This window comes from Streptomyces sp. NPDC014891, from assembly GCF_043081085.1.
Lineage (GTDB): Bacteria > Actinomycetota > Actinomycetes > Streptomycetales > Streptomycetaceae > Streptomyces.
On the sequence record NZ_JBIBWF010000008.1, the window covers coordinates 130,210 to 149,096 of the forward strand.

Annotated in this window: 14 protein-coding genes and 1 riboswitch; of the genes, 7 read left to right on the forward strand and 7 right to left on the reverse strand. The window is 74.2% G+C overall.

The window, feature by feature from the left end:
- Positions 1 to 20: 20 nt before the first annotated feature.
- Positions 21 to 95 (reverse strand): 50S ribosomal protein bL37, encoded by a 75-nt coding sequence (locus ACF09E_RS23250; RefSeq protein WP_383431233.1) that lies wholly within the window; start codon positions 93 to 95, stop codon positions 21 to 23.
- Positions 96 to 158: 63 nt separating this feature from the next.
- Between ACF09E_RS23250 and ACF09E_RS23255 the strand changes: the two genes are divergently transcribed.
- Positions 159 to 872 carry a hypothetical protein gene (locus tag ACF09E_RS23255; RefSeq protein WP_392206828.1) on the forward strand — a complete coding sequence of 238 codons (714 nt, stop codon included), beginning with the start codon at positions 159 to 161 and terminating at the stop codon, positions 870 to 872.
- 113 nt (positions 873 to 985) lie between these two features.
- On the opposite strand, the gene ACF09E_RS23260 is transcribed toward ACF09E_RS23255, so the two are convergent.
- Positions 986 to 2,131 (reverse strand): cobalt-precorrin-5B (C(1))-methyltransferase, encoded by a 1,146-nt coding sequence (locus ACF09E_RS23260; RefSeq protein ID WP_392206829.1) that lies wholly within the window; start codon positions 2,129 to 2,131, stop codon positions 986 to 988.
- Between ACF09E_RS23260 and ACF09E_RS23265 the strand changes: the two genes are divergently transcribed.
- Positions 2,126 to 2,848: a cobalt-precorrin-6A reductase gene (locus ACF09E_RS23265; RefSeq protein ID WP_392206830.1), complete on the forward strand. Its 723-nt coding sequence runs from the start codon at positions 2,126 to 2,128 to the stop codon at positions 2,846 to 2,848. The two genes, ACF09E_RS23260 and ACF09E_RS23265, sit on opposite strands and share 6 nt — an antisense overlap.
- A gap of 7 nt (positions 2,849 to 2,855) precedes the next feature.
- On the opposite strand, the gene ACF09E_RS23270 is transcribed toward ACF09E_RS23265, so the two are convergent.
- On the reverse strand, positions 2,856 to 5,267 hold the full coding sequence (locus tag ACF09E_RS23270; protein ID WP_392206831.1) for a PA14 domain-containing protein: 2,412 nt from the start codon (positions 5,265 to 5,267) through the stop codon (positions 2,856 to 2,858).
- A gap of 248 nt (positions 5,268 to 5,515) precedes the next feature.
- Here ACF09E_RS23270 and ACF09E_RS23275 point away from each other — a divergent pair, with 248 nt between their 5' ends.
- From ACF09E_RS23275 to ACF09E_RS23290, 4 genes are all read left to right on the forward strand, one after another.
- The gene (locus tag ACF09E_RS23275; RefSeq protein ID WP_392207085.1) at positions 5,516 to 7,039 is read left to right on the forward strand and encodes a serine hydrolase; all 1,524 of its coding nucleotides are present in this window, start codon (positions 5,516 to 5,518) and stop codon (positions 7,037 to 7,039) included.
- A gap of 205 nt (positions 7,040 to 7,244) precedes the next feature.
- The gene (locus tag ACF09E_RS23280; RefSeq protein ID WP_392206832.1) at positions 7,245 to 7,544 is read left to right on the forward strand and encodes a hypothetical protein; all 300 of its coding nucleotides are present in this window, start codon (positions 7,245 to 7,247) and stop codon (positions 7,542 to 7,544) included.
- 7 nt (positions 7,545 to 7,551) lie between these two features.
- Positions 7,552 to 9,180 (forward strand): alpha/beta hydrolase, encoded by a 1,629-nt coding sequence (locus ACF09E_RS23285; RefSeq protein WP_392206833.1) that lies wholly within the window; start codon positions 7,552 to 7,554, stop codon positions 9,178 to 9,180.
- Positions 9,181 to 9,206: 26 nt separating this feature from the next.
- Positions 9,207 to 9,725 carry a hypothetical protein gene (locus ACF09E_RS23290; RefSeq protein ID WP_392206834.1) on the forward strand — a complete coding sequence of 173 codons (519 nt, stop codon included), beginning with the start codon at positions 9,207 to 9,209 and terminating at the stop codon, positions 9,723 to 9,725.
- 21 nt (positions 9,726 to 9,746) lie between these two features.
- Here the strand turns inward: ACF09E_RS23290 and cobJ are convergent, their stop codons facing one another.
- The 3 genes from cobJ to ACF09E_RS23305 are packed head-to-tail and all read right to left on the reverse strand — an operon-like array spanning position 9,747 to position 13,191.
- Positions 9,747 to 11,240: a precorrin-3B C(17)-methyltransferase gene (gene cobJ / locus ACF09E_RS23295; protein WP_392206835.1), complete on the reverse strand. Its 1,494-nt coding sequence runs from the start codon at positions 11,238 to 11,240 to the stop codon at positions 9,747 to 9,749.
- The gene (locus ACF09E_RS23300; RefSeq protein WP_361856619.1) at positions 11,237 to 11,890 is read right to left on the reverse strand and encodes a precorrin-8X methylmutase; all 654 of its coding nucleotides are present in this window, start codon (positions 11,888 to 11,890) and stop codon (positions 11,237 to 11,239) included. The genes cobJ and ACF09E_RS23300 overlap by 4 nt, the downstream gene beginning before the upstream one ends.
- On the reverse strand, positions 11,887 to 13,191 hold the full coding sequence (locus ACF09E_RS23305) for a cobalamin biosynthesis protein CobG (RefSeq protein ID WP_392206836.1): 1,305 nt from the start codon (positions 13,189 to 13,191) through the stop codon (positions 11,887 to 11,889). The genes ACF09E_RS23300 and ACF09E_RS23305 overlap by 4 nt, the downstream gene beginning before the upstream one ends.
- A 101-nt stretch (positions 13,192 to 13,292) precedes the next feature.
- Positions 13,293 to 13,418, forward strand: a riboswitch (cobalamin riboswitch).
- A 39-nt stretch (positions 13,419 to 13,457) separates the two neighbouring features.
- Between ACF09E_RS23305 and cobN the strand changes: the two genes are divergently transcribed.
- Positions 13,458 to 17,072, forward strand: coding sequence for a cobaltochelatase subunit CobN (gene cobN / locus ACF09E_RS23310; protein WP_392206837.1), 3,615 nt, complete (start codon positions 13,458 to 13,460; stop codon positions 17,070 to 17,072).
- Here cobN and ACF09E_RS23315 read toward each other — a convergent pair.
- A complete protein-coding gene (locus tag ACF09E_RS23315) occupies positions 17,069 to 18,670 on the reverse strand; it encodes an ABC-F family ATP-binding cassette domain-containing protein (protein WP_392206838.1) in 1,602 nt (533 codons plus the stop codon). The two genes, cobN and ACF09E_RS23315, sit on opposite strands and share 4 nt — an antisense overlap.
- Positions 18,671 to 18,887 lie beyond the last annotated feature (217 nt).

The window sequence follows — 18,887 nt, forward strand, 5'->3', positions numbered from 1 at the left end:
GGCCCCGCGCGTGGACGGCGTCAGGCGTTGGGACGCTTGCCGTGGTTGGCGCTCTTCTTCTTGCGGGCGCGCCGCTTGTTGCCTCGCTTGGCCATGGGGCTCCCTCTCGTTCCGGGCGGTATGTGCTGGTAAGCCTAGGTTCGTGATCGAGGGGCCGCATGTCGGCTGTCGGCGGCGTGCGGTCTCATGGAGACGTGACTGTCTACGACGTGGCCCGGGCGCTGCCGGGCATCGAGGAACTGCGCGACCACAGCCGGGGGCTCGCGATGGTGGAGGCCGTGCTCTGCCCGGAGTGGGAGAGCCGGTACTACTCCTTCGACGCGCACTGGTCGGAGACCGAGCAGCTGGCGTCGATGAAGAACGGTTCCGGTGACGAGTACACGATCGTCCTCTCCCCGGCCGGGGTGTTCGCGCGCGCCTTCGCCCACGAGTCGCCGATGAGCCCGTTCGGCCCGCTCGCGGACGGGGCGACCTGGCCCGGAGTGATCGACGGGGTCCCGGAGGCGTTCCGGGAGTACCTGACGGAGCCCGCGTTCACGGACGAGGACGGGGTCCATGTGACCACCGCCTGCCTGTGGCGCGAGCCGGCGGACACGGCCTGGCACACGGGCCCGGTCGACTTCGGCGACCTGGAGGCCGACGAGGACCCGGACGGCTCGGTCCGCCTCCTGCGGCTGCTGACGGACCGCTCGGCCGAGGCGTACGCGGAGTTCGCCCAGGAGTACTACGAGCGCCCCGTCGACCTCGGGGCGGTGCGGCACGTGCTCGCCCTGCGCCCCCTGACGGCGGAGGTCGTCGCCGCGCTCAACCCCGCGGTGACGCTCGCGGACCTCGCCGAGGACGTGCGGGAGATCGGCTACCCGGAGGCCTGACGCGGACCGGTCGGCGCCGGCGGACCCGTACGCCCGGCTCGGCGCGCGGCCGCCCGAGGGCGTGACTGTCACGGAGAAGCCCCCCGAGGGCGCCGTCAGAGCGCCCCCGCCGCCTACGAGCCGCCCGGCCCCGCCACCGCCGACCGGCCCACCACCGTGCCCGCGCGGTCGATGCAGATCACGTCCACCGTCACCGGGGCGCCCCGGAGGACCGTCAGGGCCTCGTCGCGGGCCCGCGCGGCGACCAGGTCGCCCAGGGGGACGCCTGCCGCCTCGCAGAGGCGGAGGGCCGCCAGGCCCGTGTTCGCCCCGGCGATCTCCGCCGCGAGGGCCTCCGACGCGCCGCCCGTGCGGGCCAGCTCCGCCAGGAAGCCCTTGTCGACCTGGGAGCGGGCCGAGTGGAGGTCCAGATGGCCGGCGGCCAGCTTGGAGAGCTTGGCGAAGCCGCCGCAGATCGTGAGGCGGTCGACGGGGTGGCGGCGGACGTACTTGAGGACCGCGCCCGCGAAGTCCCCCATGTCGAGGAGCGCGATCTCCGGCAGGTCGTACAGCCCGGCGACCGTCTTCTCCGACGTCGAGCCCGTACAGCCCGCCACATGCGTCAGACCGCCCGCGCGGGCCACGTCCACGCCCCGGCGGATCGAGTCGATCCACGCCGAGCAGGAGTACGGGACCACGACCCCCGTGGTGCCGAGGATCGACAGGCCGCCCAGGATCCCGATGCGCGGGTTCCACGTGGAACGGGCGATCTCGGCGCCGTGGTCGACGGAGACGGTGATCTCGACGTCGCCCACGCCGCCGTGCCGGGCCGCGACCTCCGCCACGTGCGCCCGCATCAGCTGCCGCGGCACCGGGTTGATCGCGGGCTCCCCGACCTCCAGGGGCAGGCCCGGCAGGGTGACCGTGCCGACGCCCTCACCGGCCCGGAAGACGATGCCCGAGCCGGGCGGCAGCAGCCGTACCGTCGAGCGGATCACGGCGCCGTGCGTGACGTCGGGGTCGTCGCCCGCGTCCTTCGTCACCGCCGCCATGGCCGTACCGCCGTCGAGGGACTCCGCCGTGAGGGCGAAGGCCGGCGTCTGCCCCTTGGGCAGCGTGATGGTCACCGGATCCGGGAAACCGCCGGTCAGGAGGGCCGTGTACGCGGCCGTCGTCGCCGCCGTCGCGCAGGCGCCCGTCGTCCACCCCGGGCGCAGACCCGTGTGCTTGAGTTGGGCCTCGCGCCCGCCGCCTGCCGTCACGAAGGGACTCCTGTGCACGTACTCATTCTCGGGGGGACGACCGAGGCCCGCGCCCTCGCGGCCCTGCTGCACGGCGAGGCCCGGGTCACCAGCTCCCTCGCGGGGCGGGTGGCGAGCCCCCGGCTGCCCGAGGGAGAGGTGCGGATCGGCGGGTTCGGCGGCGTCGACGGGCTCGTCGACTGGATCGGCGGGCACGCCGTGGACGCGGTCATCGACGCCACGCATCCCTTCGCCGAGCGGATCAGCTTCCACGCGGCCCGTGCGGCCGCCACCGCCCATGTTCCCCTGCTCGCGCTGCGCCGCCCCGGCTGGGTCCCGGTCGCGGGCGACGACTGGCACCCGGTGGCCTCCCAGGAGGAGGCGGCCGCGGCCCTCGACGGCCTCGGCGACCGGGTCTTCCTGACGACCGGCCGCATGGGCCTCGCGGCCTTCGCGGACCGCCCCGAGTGGTTCCTGATCCGCTCGGTCGACGCCCCCGAGGCCCCCGTGCCGGGCCGCGCCGAGATCCTCCTCGACCGCGGACCGTTCACCCTGGACGGCGAGCGGGAGGTCCTCGCCCGCCACCGGATCGACGTCCTGGTGACGAAGGACAGCGGCGGCGCGGCGACCGCCCCGAAGCTGACCGCGGCCCGCGAGGCGGGCCTCCCGGTCGTCGTGGTCCGCCGCCCCCCGGCCCCGGAGGGCGTCCCGGTGGCGGCGACCCCCGAGGAGGCCGCCGCGTGGGTGCTGCGGTAGGCGCGGGTCAGAGCCAGGAGGCCCAGATGCCGTATGCCGTCGTGCGGACCGACTGTTCGGCGCCCGAGGGGTCGGTGAGGACCACCCGGTAGTACTGGAGGCTCAGCAGGTCCCCGGCCACCGCCGAGTCCGTGTACGCGGAGGGCGCGCCGTGCAGGGCGCCCGTGGTGAGGGTCGTCCACGAGCCCGCGAGCGGGTTCCAGCGCTCCACGCGGTACCGCGTGGCGGTCCCGCAGGGCACGGACGACCCGTCGGAGCACTGCAGGAGGAGGGAGGGGTACTGGGCCTGGTGGACCTGGGTGCCGGCCCAGCCCGGAGGCCGGGTGTCCGCCGGGGTGACGGTGATCTCGGCCGGGTTGAGTTCCGCGAGGACGGGGTCCGGGTCGAACCGGTCCATGGCGGCGACCCGGTAGGTGTGCTCGCGGCCGTCCGGGACCGTCGGGCAGAGGATCTCGGTCCTGGCCAGGGAGGCACCCGTCCAGCAGTTCCTCGTCCACGTGGTCCCACCGGTGGCGGGGTCGGTGACCTCCTGCCACACCGCGTATCCCTCGACGTCGTCGTCGGCGGGCGGGGTCCAGGTGAGCCGGACGCCGAGCGGGATCTGCTCGGCGGTCAGGTCCAGGACCGGGGCCGGGCGCTCGGTGTCCGGTGTGGTCTCCGTGGCGGCGGGGCCGGGCTGCGAGGTGCGCCCGTACCGGTCGATCGTCACGACCCGGTACTCGTACGTCGTCTTGGACCTGCCCTGGACGTCCCAGCAGCGGCCGTCGATCATCGTGCGTCCGGCGTACGCGGGAGCGCTGTCGTCGGACCAGGTCCAGCTCACGTCGGGGCCCGTCAGGGGCCGGTCGTCCGACGTGAACGGCTTGCACGCCTCGACGGTGCTGGTCTCACCGGTCGCGGTGTCGGTCCGCACGATCCGGTAGGCGGGCAGAGGGCCCTGGTCGACGGTCCACGGGTCGGCGCCGAGCCACCAGAGCATCACGCCCTCGTCGAACCTGTTCGCCGCCATCCGGAAGGGCGGGATCGACTCGGCCCGGTCCGCCATCGACACGGTGATCTCCACGGGGGCGGCGGCGTTGCCGCGCGCGTCGACCGCCCGCACCGCGTACCGGTAGGTGTCGGCCACCGCGGCCGACTGGCGCGGCACGACGTCGGTCGCCGTCGTGCTGTCGCCCGTGGGCAGGGCGTTCAGGTGCTCGCCGGTGGCGGGGTCGTACTGGTCGACCCGGTACGAGGCGGCGCCGGCCACGGGGGACCACCTGAGGTGGGGGACGCCCGACCGGTATGCCACGCGGACGTCGGTGACGGGCGCCGGGGGCGTCAGGTCCGAAGTGGTGAGGGGGGTGGCCGGCGAGTACGCGGACCAGTTCCCGGCGGCGTCGCGGGCCCGGCCCCGGTAGGTGACCCTGCTGCCGTCGGCGGGCTGGCCGGTGTCGCAGAAGGCGCCCCTGGTGCCGGAGTGGACCGTGGTCCAGGCGCCGGTCGCCGGGTTCTGGCGTTGGGCCTCGTACCACGCGATGTCGGCCGAGTTCGCGGCCGTGGTGACGAGTTGCGGGGCGGCGAAGGGAAGGTCGCCCGGGCAGGCGTCCAGCATGACGTGCGGGGCGAGCGGCGGGATCTTGTCGACGGTGGCGACGGTGAGGTCGGCGCTGCCCGGCGACTCGTTGCCCGCCTTGTCGACGGCGCGGATCTCGTAGAGGAAGCGCTGGCCGGTGGCGGGCGGGCTGTTGACGTACGAGGTGCCGGTGAAGGGCACGGTGGTGCTGACCCTCGCCCAGGTCGTGCTCGTGCTCGGCCGGCGGTAGACGCGGTAACCGGCGTGGTCCATCTCCCTGTTGGCGGCCCACTTCAGGGCGGCCCTGCCCAGGGGGCGGTCGAACGCGACGGTCGCCCCGGTCGGCGCCAGCGGCCGGACCTTGTCGACGGTGGCCGACGTGTTCGGCGTGTAGCCGAACTTCACGTTGGCGGCGCCCGTCCAGGTCGCGTAGTGGACCGTGATGGTGTGGCGGCCCGCCGGGACCGTGAGGTTGAGCGCCTTCTTCTGGGTGACGGAGTTGTTCCTCCAGAGGTCGATCTTGCGGACGCCGTCGAGGCTGACGCGGACGCCGTCCTGGGCTTCGGCGGTGAACGTGAAGGGGCCGCCGGAGCCGAAGTCGCGGGTGAGGGTCCAGCGGATGCCGAAGTGGTCCCTGGGCAGGGTGACGCCCGCCGGGTCGCCGGTGCCGTAGTTCTCGGCGATGGCGCTGTCGCAGGTGGTCAGCCTGGGCGTGCCGGTGAGCGTGGTGTTGGCGTAGTACTCCGCCTTCCACGCCGGGGCGGTGCAGCTGACGGCGGCGGCCGGGGAGGCGGTCAGCAGACCGCCGGAGGCGGCGAGCGCGGCCGTCGTGGCCAGGGCGCTCAGCCGGATACGAGTCGTCACAGAGAAGGGGCCCTTTCCGGACCTACGGGGAACAGGCGACGGGACGCGGACTCGTGGGGGAGCCGGGCGGTCCGGGTGGGGCCGGGGCACCGCCGGATGCGGACTCTACCGGCCGGTTCAGGCGCCGGACCAGCGGATTGGCGGGGCCCCGGTCCGCCCGGCGCGACAGCGGCCTCCCCCGGGCGTTCAATGGAAGCGTGGTTACCGTCCGATGGCTGGTCACAGCGGGGGTCGCGGCCGTGCTCGGCATGGGCTCCCTCGCCGGCACCGCCCCGACGCCGCCCACGCCGACCCCCGCCCCCGAGCCTCCCCCGGCGCAGCCGCCCGCCCTGCTCGACCGGGCGGACGTGGACCGGGCCGTCGACCGGATCGACCCGGACGTCGCGGAGCTGATGCGGAAGACCGGCGTGCCCGGCGTCTCCGTCGCCGTCGTCTACAAGGGCGAGGTCGTCCACATCAAGGGGTACGGCGTCCGCGAGGTCGGCAAGGAGGGCGCGGTCGACGCCGACACCGTCTTCCAGCTGGCCTCCGTGTCCAAGCCGATCGCCTCCACCGTCGTCTCCGGCGCGGTCGGCGTGGAGGGCTGGCAGAAGCCGGTCTCGCCCGAAGTCCCCGGGTTCCGGCTGAAGGACCCGTGGGTGACGTCCCACGTGACGGTCGCCGACCTGTTCTCGCACCGCAGCGGCCTGCCCGACCACGCGGGCGACCTGCTGGAGGACCTCGGCTACGACCAGGAGTACATCCTGTCGCACCTGCGGTACGAGCCCCTCGCGCCGTTCCGCGCGAGCTACGCGTACACCAACTTCGGTCTGACGGCGGCCGCCGAGGCAGTCGCCGCGGAGAAGGGCGTGTCCTGGGCGAAGCTCGCCGAGGACACCCTCTACAAGCCCGCCGGCATGAACGACACCAGTTCCCGCTTCCAGGACTTCCTCGCGAACCCCGACCGGGCGCACGGGCACGTCAAGCAGCCCGACGGGACCTGGAAGGCGGAGTTCGTCCGGGACCCGGACGCCCAGTCCCCCGCCGGCGGTGTCAGCTCCTCGGCCACCGACATGGCGACCTGGCTGCGGCTCCAGCTCGCCAACGGCTCGCTCGACGGGCGGCGGATCGTCGGGGAGGACGCCCTCGACCTCACCCACCACCCCGAGGCGGTGGCCGTCCCGGCCCAGGCGCCCGCCGCGCGGACCGGCTTCTACGGCCTCGGCTGGAACGTGTCGTACGACGACGAGGGACGCCTGCGCCTCTCCCACACGGGCGCGTTCGCGCTCGGCGCGCACACCAACGTCACGATGCTGCCGGGCGAGCAGCTCGGCATCGTCGTCCTCACCAACGGCGCCCCGGTCGGCGTCGCCGACGCCGTCGCCCTCGACTTCTTCGACACCGCGCAGGACGGGAAGCCCAGCCGGGACTGGCTGCCGCTCGTCAACGCCCTGTACGAGCAGGAGGCCGAAGCCGGCCGCTCGGACACGGACTTCGCGAAGAAGCCGGCGGACGCGACGCCCGCGAAGGCGAACGGCGCCTACACCGGCACGTACGAGAGCGACTACTACGGCCGTCTGACGGTGGCGGAGGCGGACGGAGGGCTGGTGCTGCGCCTGGGGCCGGAACCGCAGACGTACCGGCTGACGCACTACGAAGGCGACACGTTCAGCTTCGAGACCCGCGGGGAGAACGCCGTCGGCCCCACCGCCGTCACCTTCTCCGCGGACGGCCGGACCGTCCGCGTCGAGTACCTGGACGAGACGGGACTCGGCACCTTCACCCGCGACTGACCCGAGCCGCGGGGCGCGATCCGCCGCGCGGAGCCCGCAGCCCGAAGAGCGTGCGTTCCGGGTGCAGTTGCGAACCATGACATCCCCGCCGTCCGTATGGTGAGCGGCTGGATCACAGTTCCGTCTTTGCTCTTGATCACGGCCGGGGCCCGTCGGCTACGCTCGCCCGGTACCGGAAGCATGGCGTGCGTATCGGGGGGCACTCATGGGTTGGGATCTCAATGTCTCGGCGGGGGACCTGCGGGCTTCGGCCGGCGCCGCCGACACGCTCGCGGCGGACCTCCAGGAGCCGCTGCGCAAGGCGGGCACCGATCTGGCGTCGGCCGCCGCGGCCTTCGGACCGTGGACCGTCGGCGCGCGCATGTCGCAGACGGGCGAGGGCTGGGGCACGGCCCTGGAGACCCTGCGGGGCAGGCTCACCGAGCACGCCCAGGGCATGCGCCACCTCGCCGACGGACGCGACGTCATGGAGCAGGACGTCATCTCCTGCTTCCAGGGCTGGTGACGGCGCCGTGACGGAGCACTTCGCCCAGTTGATGAAGCAGGATTTCGCGGACCTGGACAGTGCCGTCGGCTCGTGGAAGAAGCTCGCCGGCGCCCTGACGAACACCCAGACCGGCAGCGGCCGGAGGGTCACCGGGCCGCTGCACAAGGCGGGCTGGTCGGGCACCAGCGCCTCGTACGGCTTCGACGCCATGGAGGCCACGGAGAGCAAGCTGGGCACGGGCCGCACCAACGCCCAGCTGATCGCCACCACCCTGGACACCCTCAACACCAAGATGCAGGCGGCCCAGCGCAAGCTCCGCGCCGCCGTCGCCGACGCGGAGGCCGCCGGCCACACGGTCCGCGACGACGGCTGGGTCGAGCCCAAGCAGGCTGTGGACCCCAAGTACCACAACGACCCGGACTACGCGGACATCCAGCGCGACGCCAACTCCGGGCTCGGCGGCTTCCGCGCCCGGATCGACGCGGCCGTCCTGGAAGCGGAGTCGGCGAGCAACGAGGGCGCCGAGGTCCTGCGCCAGATCGACCCCTTCGACCTCGACAAGCGGTACGGCGGCGCGCACGCCCAGGAGGACGCGGCCCGCGTCGCCGCCTTCGCGGGCATCGACAAGAAGGACATCCCCGACGGCACGGACCCGCAGCGCTCGGCGGACTGGTGGAAGGGCCTGGACGAGGAGCAGCAGCGGCTGTACCTGGCGGCGTACCCGGAGCAGATCGGCGGTCTCGACGGCCTGCCCACGACCACCCGCGACCAGGCCAACCGGACCGTGCTCGACATGCGCCTCAACGACTACGCGCTGCGCGAGGGAAGCCTCGGCTACCACGACCGCTCCAGCTACCGGGGCCTCCAGGCGATGAAGGACCGCCTGGACAAGTCGGACTCGGCGCCCGAGCACAAGCAGCTGTATCTGCTGGGCTTCAGCACGGAGAAGGACGGCCGCGCGATCGTCGCCGTCGGCAACCCCGACACGGCGAAGCACACGGCGGTGTCGGTGCCGGGGACGAGCAACCAGCTCGACAACTTCGGTGACTCGATCACGCGGGCGGAGAAGCTCCAGGACGCGTCCGACCGCACGCCGGGCCGGGGAACGGACGTCGCCGTGATCGCCTGGCTGGACTACGACGCCCCCGAGGCGACCGTGGACCCGAGCAAGCCGACCGAGTTCAACGTCAACCTCGGCGTCACCACACCCGGGCGGGCCGAGGACGACGCGGAGACGCTGCGCGACTTCACCGGCGGGCTGCGCGCCTCGCACCAGGGCGAACCGACCCATCTCACGGTCATCGGGCACAGCTACGGCTCCACGATGGTGGGCACGGCCGACTCCGGTGGAAAGGGACTCGGCGCCGACGACATGATCGTGGTCGGCAGCCCCGGGCTGAACGTGGACCGGGCGGACCAGCTCAACGTCTCGCCCTCGCGGCTCTGGGTCGGCGCGGCGGAGGACGACACCGTCGTGAACTGGACGTCGGACAAGACCCTCGGCGAGAACCCGGCCGACCCCGCCTTCGGCGGACAGCAGATGTACGTCGACACCAGCGGTCACAGTGGGTACTGGGACGACGGCAGCCAGAGCCTGGAGAACCAGGGCCGCATCATCGCCGGCCTGACGCCTGACAACACACCCCGCTCGTGACGGCGACCGTAAGGAGCACCGGCCTCATGACCTTCAAGCGGAGGGCGGCCCTCGCCCTCGTACCGACCCTCGTCCTGCTGCTGGGAGGCTGCATGTCCGACGCCGAGAAGAACGAGCCGCTGCCCCGGATGAGCAAGGACAAGGCGGAGTCCTGGGCCGCGCACTGGGCGGGGTCGATGGCCCGTACGGCCGAGGCGAAGCTCGTCGCGGGAGACGAGAAGGCCTCGTTCACCGACTGCCTCGGCAAGGGCGGTGAGTCGGCGGACGACGGACGGTTCACGTTGCGCTACAGCGTGAAGGCCGCCCTGCCCAAGGCCCGGCAGGCGGACGGCATCCGTGCGATCAAGGACGAGCTGGAGAAGCAGGGCTTCGAGATCCAGGGCTACCGCTCCGACCCGGCCGTCAAGCCGGTGAACCTCGTCGACGCCCGGCACCCGAAGGACCGGCAGGCGGTCACGGCCGAGGACCTGGACGACACGTCGATCCTGCTCGTCGTCCGCACCCCCTGCCTCCTGCCGCCCGGCGCCGAGCAGCAGGAGTTCTGACCCCGTCCGCCCGCCCGGGTGTCAGCCGTAGCGGCGTGGCGTCCAGGTGATCGTGCGGCCGTCCGCCCGCTCCACGGCCCGTGTCTGCGACGAGCCGACGAGCAGCAGGGTCCGCATGTCGACCTCCGCGGGCTCCAGGGTCTTGAGGGTGACCACCCGCACCGACTGCTCGGGGCCGCCGACGTCGCGGGCGACGACCACCGGGGTCTGCGGGGAGCGGAGTTCGAGGAGGAGGTCGCGGGCCGCGGCGACCTGGTGCGTGCGGGACCTGGAGCCCGGGTTGTACAGGGCGATGACCAGGTCGGCGCCGGCGGCGGCGCGCAGCCGGGCCTCGATGACGTCCCAGGGCTTGAGCCGGTCGGACAGGGAGATCGTCGCGTAGTCGTGGCCGAGCGGGGCGCCCGCGGCGGCGGCGGCCGCGTTGGCGGCGGTCACCCCCGGGAGGACCCGTACGGGCACGTCCGCGTACTCCGTCTCGCAGGCCACCTCCAGGACTGCGGTGGCCATCGCGAAGACGCCGGGGTCGCCGCCCGAGACGACCGCGACCCGGTGGCCGCGGCGGGCCAGGTCGAGGGCGAACTCGGCGCGCTCGGACTCCACCTTGTTGTCCGAGCCGTGCCGGATCTGCCCGGGCCGCAGCACCGGCACCCGGTCGAGGTAGGTGGTGTAGCCGACGAGGACGTCGGCGTTGACGAGGGCGCCGCGCGACTCCGGGGTGAGCCAGGGTGCGCCGGCCGGGCCGGTGCCGACGACGACGACCTCGCCCCGCTCCCGTACGGCGGGCTCGCGGTCGACGCGGGAGGGGAGCACGGCGACCGAGAAGTACGGGACGGTCTCCGGGTCGACGTCCACGAGGTCACCGGTCCGCTCGCCCGCCATGAACGCCCGCTCCACGTACCGGGCGTCGTCCAGGCGGCCGGCCCGGTCCAGGGCCCGCTTCACGGTGGGGAAGGTGCGGCCGAGCTTCATCACGACCGCCGAGTCGGTGCCCGCGAGGCGGGCCGTCAGCTCGTCCTCCGGCAGCGTGCCGGGGATGATCGTGAGGACCTCCTCCGCCTCGCACAGCGGCTCGCCGAGCCGGGCGGCGGCGGCGGACACCGAGGTCACGCCGGGGATGACGGTCGTGTCGTAGCGGTCGGCGAGCCGCTTGTGCATGTGCTGGTACGAGCCGTAGAACAGCGGGTCGCCCTCGGCGAGGACCGCGACGGTGCGTCCGGCGTCGAGGTGCGCGGCGAGCCGGGCGGCGGCCTCCTCGTAGAAGTCGTTCAGGGCGCCCCGGTAGCCGCCCGGGTGGTCCGTGGTCTCCACGGTGAGCGGGTACATCAGCCGCTCCTCGATGTGGTCCTCGCGGAGGTGCTCGGCGGCGATCGAGCGGGCGATGGAACGGCCGTGGCGGGCCGAGTGGTACGCGATCACGTCGGCGGCGGCGATCGCCTTCACCGCGGCGAGGGTCAGGAGGTCCGGGTCGCCGGGCCCGAGGCCGACGCCGTACAGCTTTCCGGTCACGGTGGTCATGCCTGGATCTCCGCTTCGTGGGCGATCGCGTTGATCGCGGCGGCCGTCATCGCGCTGCCGCCGCGCCGGCCCCGGACGACGAGGTAGTCGAGGCCGAGGTCCTGTGCGGCCAGGGCGTCCTTGGACTCGGCGGCGCCGATGAAGCCGACGGGTATGCCGAGGACGGCGGCGGGCCTCCCGGCGCCGTCGGCGACCATCTGGAGCAGGTGGAAGAGGGCGGTCGGCGCGTTGCCGATGGCGACGACCGAGCCTTCGAGGCGGTCCCGCCACAGTTCGAGGGCGGCGGCGGAGCGGGTGGTGCCCAGCTCGGCGGCGAGGGCCGGCACGGACGGGTCGGAGAGGGTGCAGACCACGTCGTTGTCGGCGGGCAGCCGCCGCCGGGTGACGCCGCTCGCGACCATCTGCGCGTCGCAGAGGATCGGTGCTCCGGCCCGGAGGGCGGCGCGGGCCCGCGTGACGACCTGCGGCGACCAGGCGATGTCGCGTACGAGGTCGGTCATGCCGCAGGCGTGGATCATCCGGACCGCCACCTGGGCGACGTCGGCGGGCAGGCCCGCCAGATCCGCCTCGGCGCGGATCGTGGCAAAGGACCGGCGGTAGATCTCCGCCCCGTCCTTCTCGTAGTCGAACATCCTGTTGCTCTCGCTCATCTCGTCGTGCGGGCCGCGGTCACGGCTTCGGGCAGGGCGGTACGGGGGGTGGGAACGCCGTTCACCAGGTAGTCGCCGCCGGCGGTGGCGAGGACGTCGGTCCAGACGCCGTGCGGGTGTCCGCAGCGCCGCTCGCACCCGGAGAAGTGCACGGGGAGGACGGGCGGGCCGGATCGGCGCGAGCCGGATCCCGGGGCCGGTTCCGAGCCCGAGCCGGGGCCCGGGGCTGGTCCCGAGCCGGAGCCGGGGCCCGGGGTCGGTCCCGGTGTCGCGTCCTCGCGGACGTCCGCGAGGGACTTGGCGCAGCCCGGCCGTCCGGTGCAGGCGGTGACCCCGGCCCAGGGGGAGTCGGGGCGGGTGATCAGCCCGGCCGCGTCGAGCAGGGGCAGCCGCCCGGGGTCCGTTCCGGCCACGACGACCCCGCGCCAGGGCGTGAGCCGTACCTCGTCGGCGGGGAGCAGCGCCCGCAGCCGGCCGGCGGTGAGCCGGCCGAGCGGGGCGAGCACCGACAGGGCGGCGGGCCCGAGGACGCCGGGCGCGGGGGGAGGGCCGTACGGGAGCGCCGGCGCGGGGACGGATTCCCCGGCGACCCCGCACTCCGCGAGGTCCACGCCGTACCCCGGAGGCAGCTCGCGGACCCGCCAGGCGCCGGTGCCGGCCTCGGCGGCGGCGGCCAGGAAACCGCCCGCCGCGGCCAGCGCGGCCGCGGGCGCGTCGGAGGCCGCGAGCCGGACGGCCCGCCCGCCGACGTGCAGCTCCGCCTCCCCGCCGCCCACTGCGACCAAGGTCACATCGCCGCCGAGTCCGGCGACGTCCCCCCGCCCGTCGTCGAGGACGAAGAGGAACCGGCCGGAGAGCGCCGCCGCCCAGGGCGCGGAGAGCAGGTGGGTGTCGAGCTCCCGGGCCCACAACTGCACGTCGGCCGCGCCGAGTCCGTCGAGGCCCGAGGCCGGCGAGGCGACGATGTTCCGGACGCGTTCGTGGCTGGGGGAGGGCAGCAGGCCGGCCTCGGCGAGGAGCGCCGCCAGCTCGGCCCCGCAGTCGTCGCCGAGACCGCGCAGCTCGGCGTTGCCGCGGGAGGTGACGCTGAGCCGTCCGTCGCCCAGACGCTCCGCGGCGGCCGCCAGGATCTCGACCTGATGTGCCGTCAGGCGCCCTCCGGGAAGCCGGAGTCGGGCGAGGCGGCCGTCGTCGGCGGAGTGCAGGCGCAGCGCCCCGGGGCACGCGTCGCCACGGTCCCTTGTGCGAGGTTCGCCCGGTTCGGGCGTCGGGGGCGGGGTGGGCGGCATGGCGGCGAGCATACCGACGGGGAACCGGCCGACCAGCGGGTGTGATCCGGTCGACCAGCGGGTGTGATCCGGTCGACTCCGCCGCTCCCTGGGGCCCGCCGACGCCACGATCTAGGATGCAGATCGGCATGGGGTCCCAGGACCCCGGGGAGGAAGCCCGGTGAGAATCCGGCGCGGTCCCGCCACTGTGAGCCCGCATCCGCGGGTGAGTCAGGAACTCCCGCCGTCCACACGACCACCCGGGGCGCGGACAACCCCGAGGAAGGCCTGAGCTCGCCATGCTCCTGCTGCTGTCGCACTCCGACACCGACCTGCTCAGCGCCCGCGCGGCCGGCGGTCCGGTGGAGTACCGCTTCGCCAACCCCGCCCGTCTCCCCCTCGCCGACCTGACCGGCCTCCTGGCCGAGGCCGACCTCGTCGTCGTCCGTCTCCTCGGCGGCCTCCGCTCCTGGGAGGACGGCCTCGACGCGGTGCGCGCCGCCGGAAAGCCGGTGGTCGTCCTCAGCGGCGAACAGGCTCCCGACGCGCAGCTGATGGAGGCGTCCACCGTCCCCGTCGGCGTCGCCACCGAGGCGCACGCCTACCTGGCGCACGGCGGCCCGGCGAACCTGGAGCAGCTGGCCCGCTTCCTCTCCGACACCGTGCTGCTCACCGGTCACGGCTTCGAGTCCCCGGCGGCCGCCCCGACCTGGGGCCCGCTGGAGCGCACCGCCCGCGCGACCACCGGCCCCACCGTCGCCGTGCTCTACTACCGCGCCCACCACATGAGCGGGAACACCGCCTTCGTCGGCGTCCTGTGCGACGCGATCGAGGACGCCGGTGCGCGGGCCGTCCCGCTGTACGTGACCTCCCTGCGCGCCCCCGAACCGGAGCTGATCGACAGGCTCCGCACCGCCGACGCGATCGTCACCACCGTCCTCGCGGCGGGCGGCACCAAGCCCGCCGAGGCGCAGGCCGGCGGCGACGAGGAGGCCTGGGACGCGGGCGCGCTCGCCGCGCTCGACGTGCCGATCCTCCAGGCCCTGTGCCTGACCGGTTCGCGCGCCGCCTGGGAGGAGAACGACGAGGGCCTGTCCCCGCTGGACGCCGCCGGACAGGTCGCCGTCCCCGAGTTCGACGGGCGCCTGATCACCGTGCCGTTCTCCTTCAAGGAGATCGACGAGGACGGCCTGCCCGCCTACGTGGCCGACGCCGAGCGCGCCGCCCGTGTCGCCGGGATCGCCGTGCGGCACGCCCGCCTCCGGCACATCCCGAACGCCGAGAAGAGGCTGGCGCTCGTCCTCTCCGCCTACCCGACGAAGCACTCCCGCATCGGCAACGCCGTCGGCCTCGACACCCCGGCCTCCGCCGTGTCGCTGCTGCGCCGGCTGATCGCCGAGGGGTACGACTTCGGGCCCGAGGCGGACCTGCCGGGCGTGGTCTCCGGCGACGGCGACGAGCTGATCTACGCCCTCATCGAGGCCGGCGGCCACGACCAGGACTGGCTGACGGAGGAGCAGCTCGCCAGGAACCCGGTCCGCATCCCGGCCGCCGACTACAAGCGCTGGTACGCGACGCTCCCGGAGGAGCTGCGGACCCACGTCGAGGAGCACTGGGGCCCGGCGCCCGGCGAGATGTTCCTCGACCGCTCGCGCAATCCGGAGGGCGACATCGTCCTCGCCGCCCTCCGCCGGGGGAACCTGCTGGTCCTCATCCAGCCGCCGCGCGGCTTCGGCGAGAACCCGATCGCGATCTACCACGACCCCGACCTCCCGCCGTCCCACCACTACCTGGCCGCCTACCGCTGGATCGCCGCCCGCGCCGAGGACGGCGGCTTCGGCGCCGACGCCATGGTGCACCTGGGCAAGCACGGCAACCTGGAGTGGCTGCCCGGCAAGAACGCCGGCCTTTCCGCCGCCTGCGGCCCCGACGCGGCCCTCGGCGACCTCCCGCTGATCTACCCGTTCCTCGTCAACGACCCGGGCGAGGGCACCCAGGCCAAGCGGCGCGTGCACGCGACGCTCGTCGACCACCTGGTGCCGCCGATGGCGCGCGCCGACTCGTACGGCGACATCGCGCGCCTGGAGCAGCTCCTCGACGAGTACGCGCAGATCTCCTCGATGGACCCGGCGAAGCTGCCCGCGATCCGCGCCCAGATCTGGACGCTGATCCAGGCCGCCAAGCTCGACCACGACCTGGGCCTGGAGCAGCGTCCGGAGGACGACGGCTTCGACGACTTCCTGCTGCACGTCGACGGCTGGCTGTGCGAGGTCAAGGACGCGCAGATCCGCGACGGTCTGCACGTCCTCGGCGGCGCCCCGGTGGGCGAGGCCCGGGTCAACCTGGTCCTCTCCATCCTGCGCGCCCGCCAGATCTGGGGCGGCACACAGGCGCTGCCCGGTCTGCGCGAGGCCCTGGGCCTCGACGAGTCGGCCGCGACCCGCACCACCGCCGACGAGGCGGAGGCGAAGGCCCGTGAGCTGGTCGAGGCGATGGAGGCGGCGGACTGGTCCGCGGAGGCGGTCCCGGCGGTCGCCGCCGCGTACGGCGACGAGGTGCGGTCCGTGCTCCGGTTCGCCTGCGAGCAGGTCGTGCCGCGGCTGGCCGCCACCACCGACGAGCTCGGCCACGCCGTGCACGCCCTGAACGGCGGGTTCGTCCCGGCCGGCCCGTCCGGTTCGCCGCTGCGCGGCCTGGTCAACGTCCTGCCGACCGGCCGGAACTTCTACTCGGTCGACCCCAAGGCCGTGCCGTCCCGGCTGGCCTGGGAGACCGGCCAGGCACTCGCCGACTCGCTCCTGGAGCGCTACCGCACCGACAACGGCACGTGGCCGACCTCGGTGGGCCTCTCCCTGTGGGGCACCAGCGCGATGCGCACCGCCGGCGACGACGTCGCCGAGGCGCTCGCCCTGCTCGGCGTCCGCCCGCTGTGGGACGAGGCCTCGCGCCGGGTGAACGGCCTGGAGCCGATCCCGCTCGCCGAGCTCGGCCGCCCCCGCGTCGACGTCACCCTGCGCATCTCGGGCTTCTTCCGGGACGCCTTCCCGCACGTCATCGGGCTCCTCGACGACGCCGTGCGGCTGGTCGCCGGCCTGGAGGGCGAGTCCGCCGAGGACAACCACGTCCGGGCGCACGCCCAGGCCGACCTCGCCGAGCACGGCGACGAGCGGCGCGCGACGACCCGGATCTTCGGCTCCCGGCCGGGCACGTACGGAGCGGGCATCCTCCAGCTGATCGACTCGCGGGACTGGCGCACGGACGCCGACCTCGCCGAGGTGTACACGGTCTGGGGCGGGTACGCGTACGGCCGCGGGCTCGAAGGGCGCCCGGCCCGCGCCGAGATGGAGACGGCGTACAAGCGGATCGCGGTGGCGGCGAAGAACACCGACACCCGCGAGCACGACATCGCCGACTCCGACGACTACTTCCAGTACCACGGCGGCATGGTGGCGACGGTCCGCGCGCTCAGGGGCACGGCCCCCGAGGCGTACATCGGCGACTCCACCCGCCCGGAGACCGTCCGCACGCGCACGCTCGTCGAGGAGACCTCGCGGGTGTTCCGGGCCCGGGTGGTCAACCCGCGCTGGATCGAGGCGATGCGCCGCCACGGCTACAAGGGCGCGTTCGAGCTGGCGGCGACCGTCGACTACCTCTTCGGGTACGACGCCACGACGGGCGTCGTCGCCGACTGGATGTACGACAAGCTCACCCAGGAGTACGTCCTCGACCCGGAGAACCAGGCCTTCCTGAAGGAGGCCAACCCGTGGGCCCTGCACGGCATCGCGGAGCGGCTCCTGGAGGCCGAGTCGCGCGGCATGTGGGAGAAGCCGGACGCGGAGACCCTGGCCGCGCTGCGCCAGGTGTTCCTGGAGACCGAGGGCGACCTCGAAGGCGGCTCCTCCGACGAGGACTAGACCGGCACGGTCCCTGCCGGGGCCGGGGCCAGTTCCAGGTGCCGGCCCCGGAAGCCCTGCCTGAGGCGCCGGTCGTGGCTGACCACGACCAGCGTGCCCTCGTACGCCGCGAGCGCGGCCTCGATCTCCTCCACCAGGCCCGGTGCCAGGTGGTTGGTCGGTTCGTCGAGCAGCAGCAGATCGGCGGGCGCGGTCACCAGCCGGGCCAGTTCCAGCTTGCGGCGCTGGCCCGTCGACAGCAGCCGGACCGGGGTCGTCAGGTCCCGGGCCGCGAACAGGCCGAGGGCGAGCAGTTCGTCCTCGCGGCCCTCTCCGAAGGCCTCGCCCACCGTACGGGGGTCGAGGGGCGGGGCCGTGTCCTGGCGGAGCAGCCCGACCCGGGCGGGTGCGCTGACCGCGCCCGCGTCCGGGGCGAGTTCGCCTGCCAGGACCCGCAGGAGGGTGGTCTTCCCCGCGCCGTTGGGTCCGGTGACCAGGAGGCGCTCACCGGGGTCGAGATGCAGGGCGTCGAGGTGGAGTCGGCCGTCTACCCGTACGCCGGTCAGGTCGACGGGCGCGCCCCGGCCGTCGAGCCGGGCGCGGAACCGGAGCGGCTCGGGGGGCGCGGGCACCGGGTCGGTGGTGAGCCGGTCGATCCGCTCGCGGGCGGCCCGGATCCGGCTCATCGCGCCGTGCGCCCGTGACCGGGCGCGGAAGGCGCCCGCTCCGCTGAAGGCGGCCGGTGCCTTGCGGGGGATGGCGGAGAACCGGTCGATGTGGGTGTCGGCGAGGGCCCGGTGGCGGGCGAGTTCGGCCTTCCACTCCTCGTACTCCCGCTGCCGGCGGGCCCGTTCGGCGGCGCGTGCGGCGAGGTAGCCGGCGTAGCCGTTGCCGTGGCGGTGGACGGTGTGGCGGTCCTCGTCGACCTCCAGGACGGCGGTGGCGACCCGGTCGAGGAAGACCCGGTCGTGGGAGACGGCGACGACCGTGCCCCGGTGGGCGCGCAGCCGCTCCTCCAGCCAGGCCACGGCCTCGTCGTCGAGGTCGTTGGTCGGCTCGTCGAGCAGCAGCAGTTCGGGTTCGGCCGCGAGGACGGCGGCGAGCGCGAGCCGGGACCGCTGCCCTCCGGAGAGGCTGCCCAGGCGGCGGGCGCGGTCGAGCGGGCCGGTTTCGCCCAGCCGGCGCAGCGTGGTCTCGACCCGCCGGTCGGCCCCGTCGCCGCCGCGGGCCTCGTAGGCCGCGAGCAGGTCCGCGTACCCGGCGAGGTCCCCGGTGGCGGCGAGGGCCGCCTCGGCGGCGCGGATCGCCCGCTCCAGTTCCCGGACGTCAGCGAGCGCGTGGTCGACGGCGTCGCCGACGGTCGCGGTCGGGGGGAGGTCCAGGGTCTGGGCGAGGTGGCCGAGGCCGCCGGGGGACTCGACGGTCAGCGTGCCGTCGTCGGCGGTCTCCAGGCCGGCGAGGAGCCGGAGGAGGGTGGACTTCCCGGAGCCGTTGTCGCCGACGACGCCGAGGCGTTCACCGGGACGGACGGTGAGGGAGATCCGGTCGAGCACGGTCCGGTGGTGGACGTGCCGGTCGTCGTAGCGCTTGGTGACGTCGGTGAGATGGGCACGGAACAAAGGGTGACCTCCGCGTGTCGGCGACAGTGCATACAAGACGAGACGTCTCGTCTTGTGTTTGGTCGACGGTACTCCACTCGTGTGCATTGCGCAAGACGTTCCGTCTCGCCGGGGTGGGCTGCCGGTCGGGCGCCCGCCGTTCCTCCTCCCCGTGCGCCTGCCGGAACTCATCGGCCCCGTGCGGCCGATGAGTTCCGGCGGATCCGGCGGTCTACCC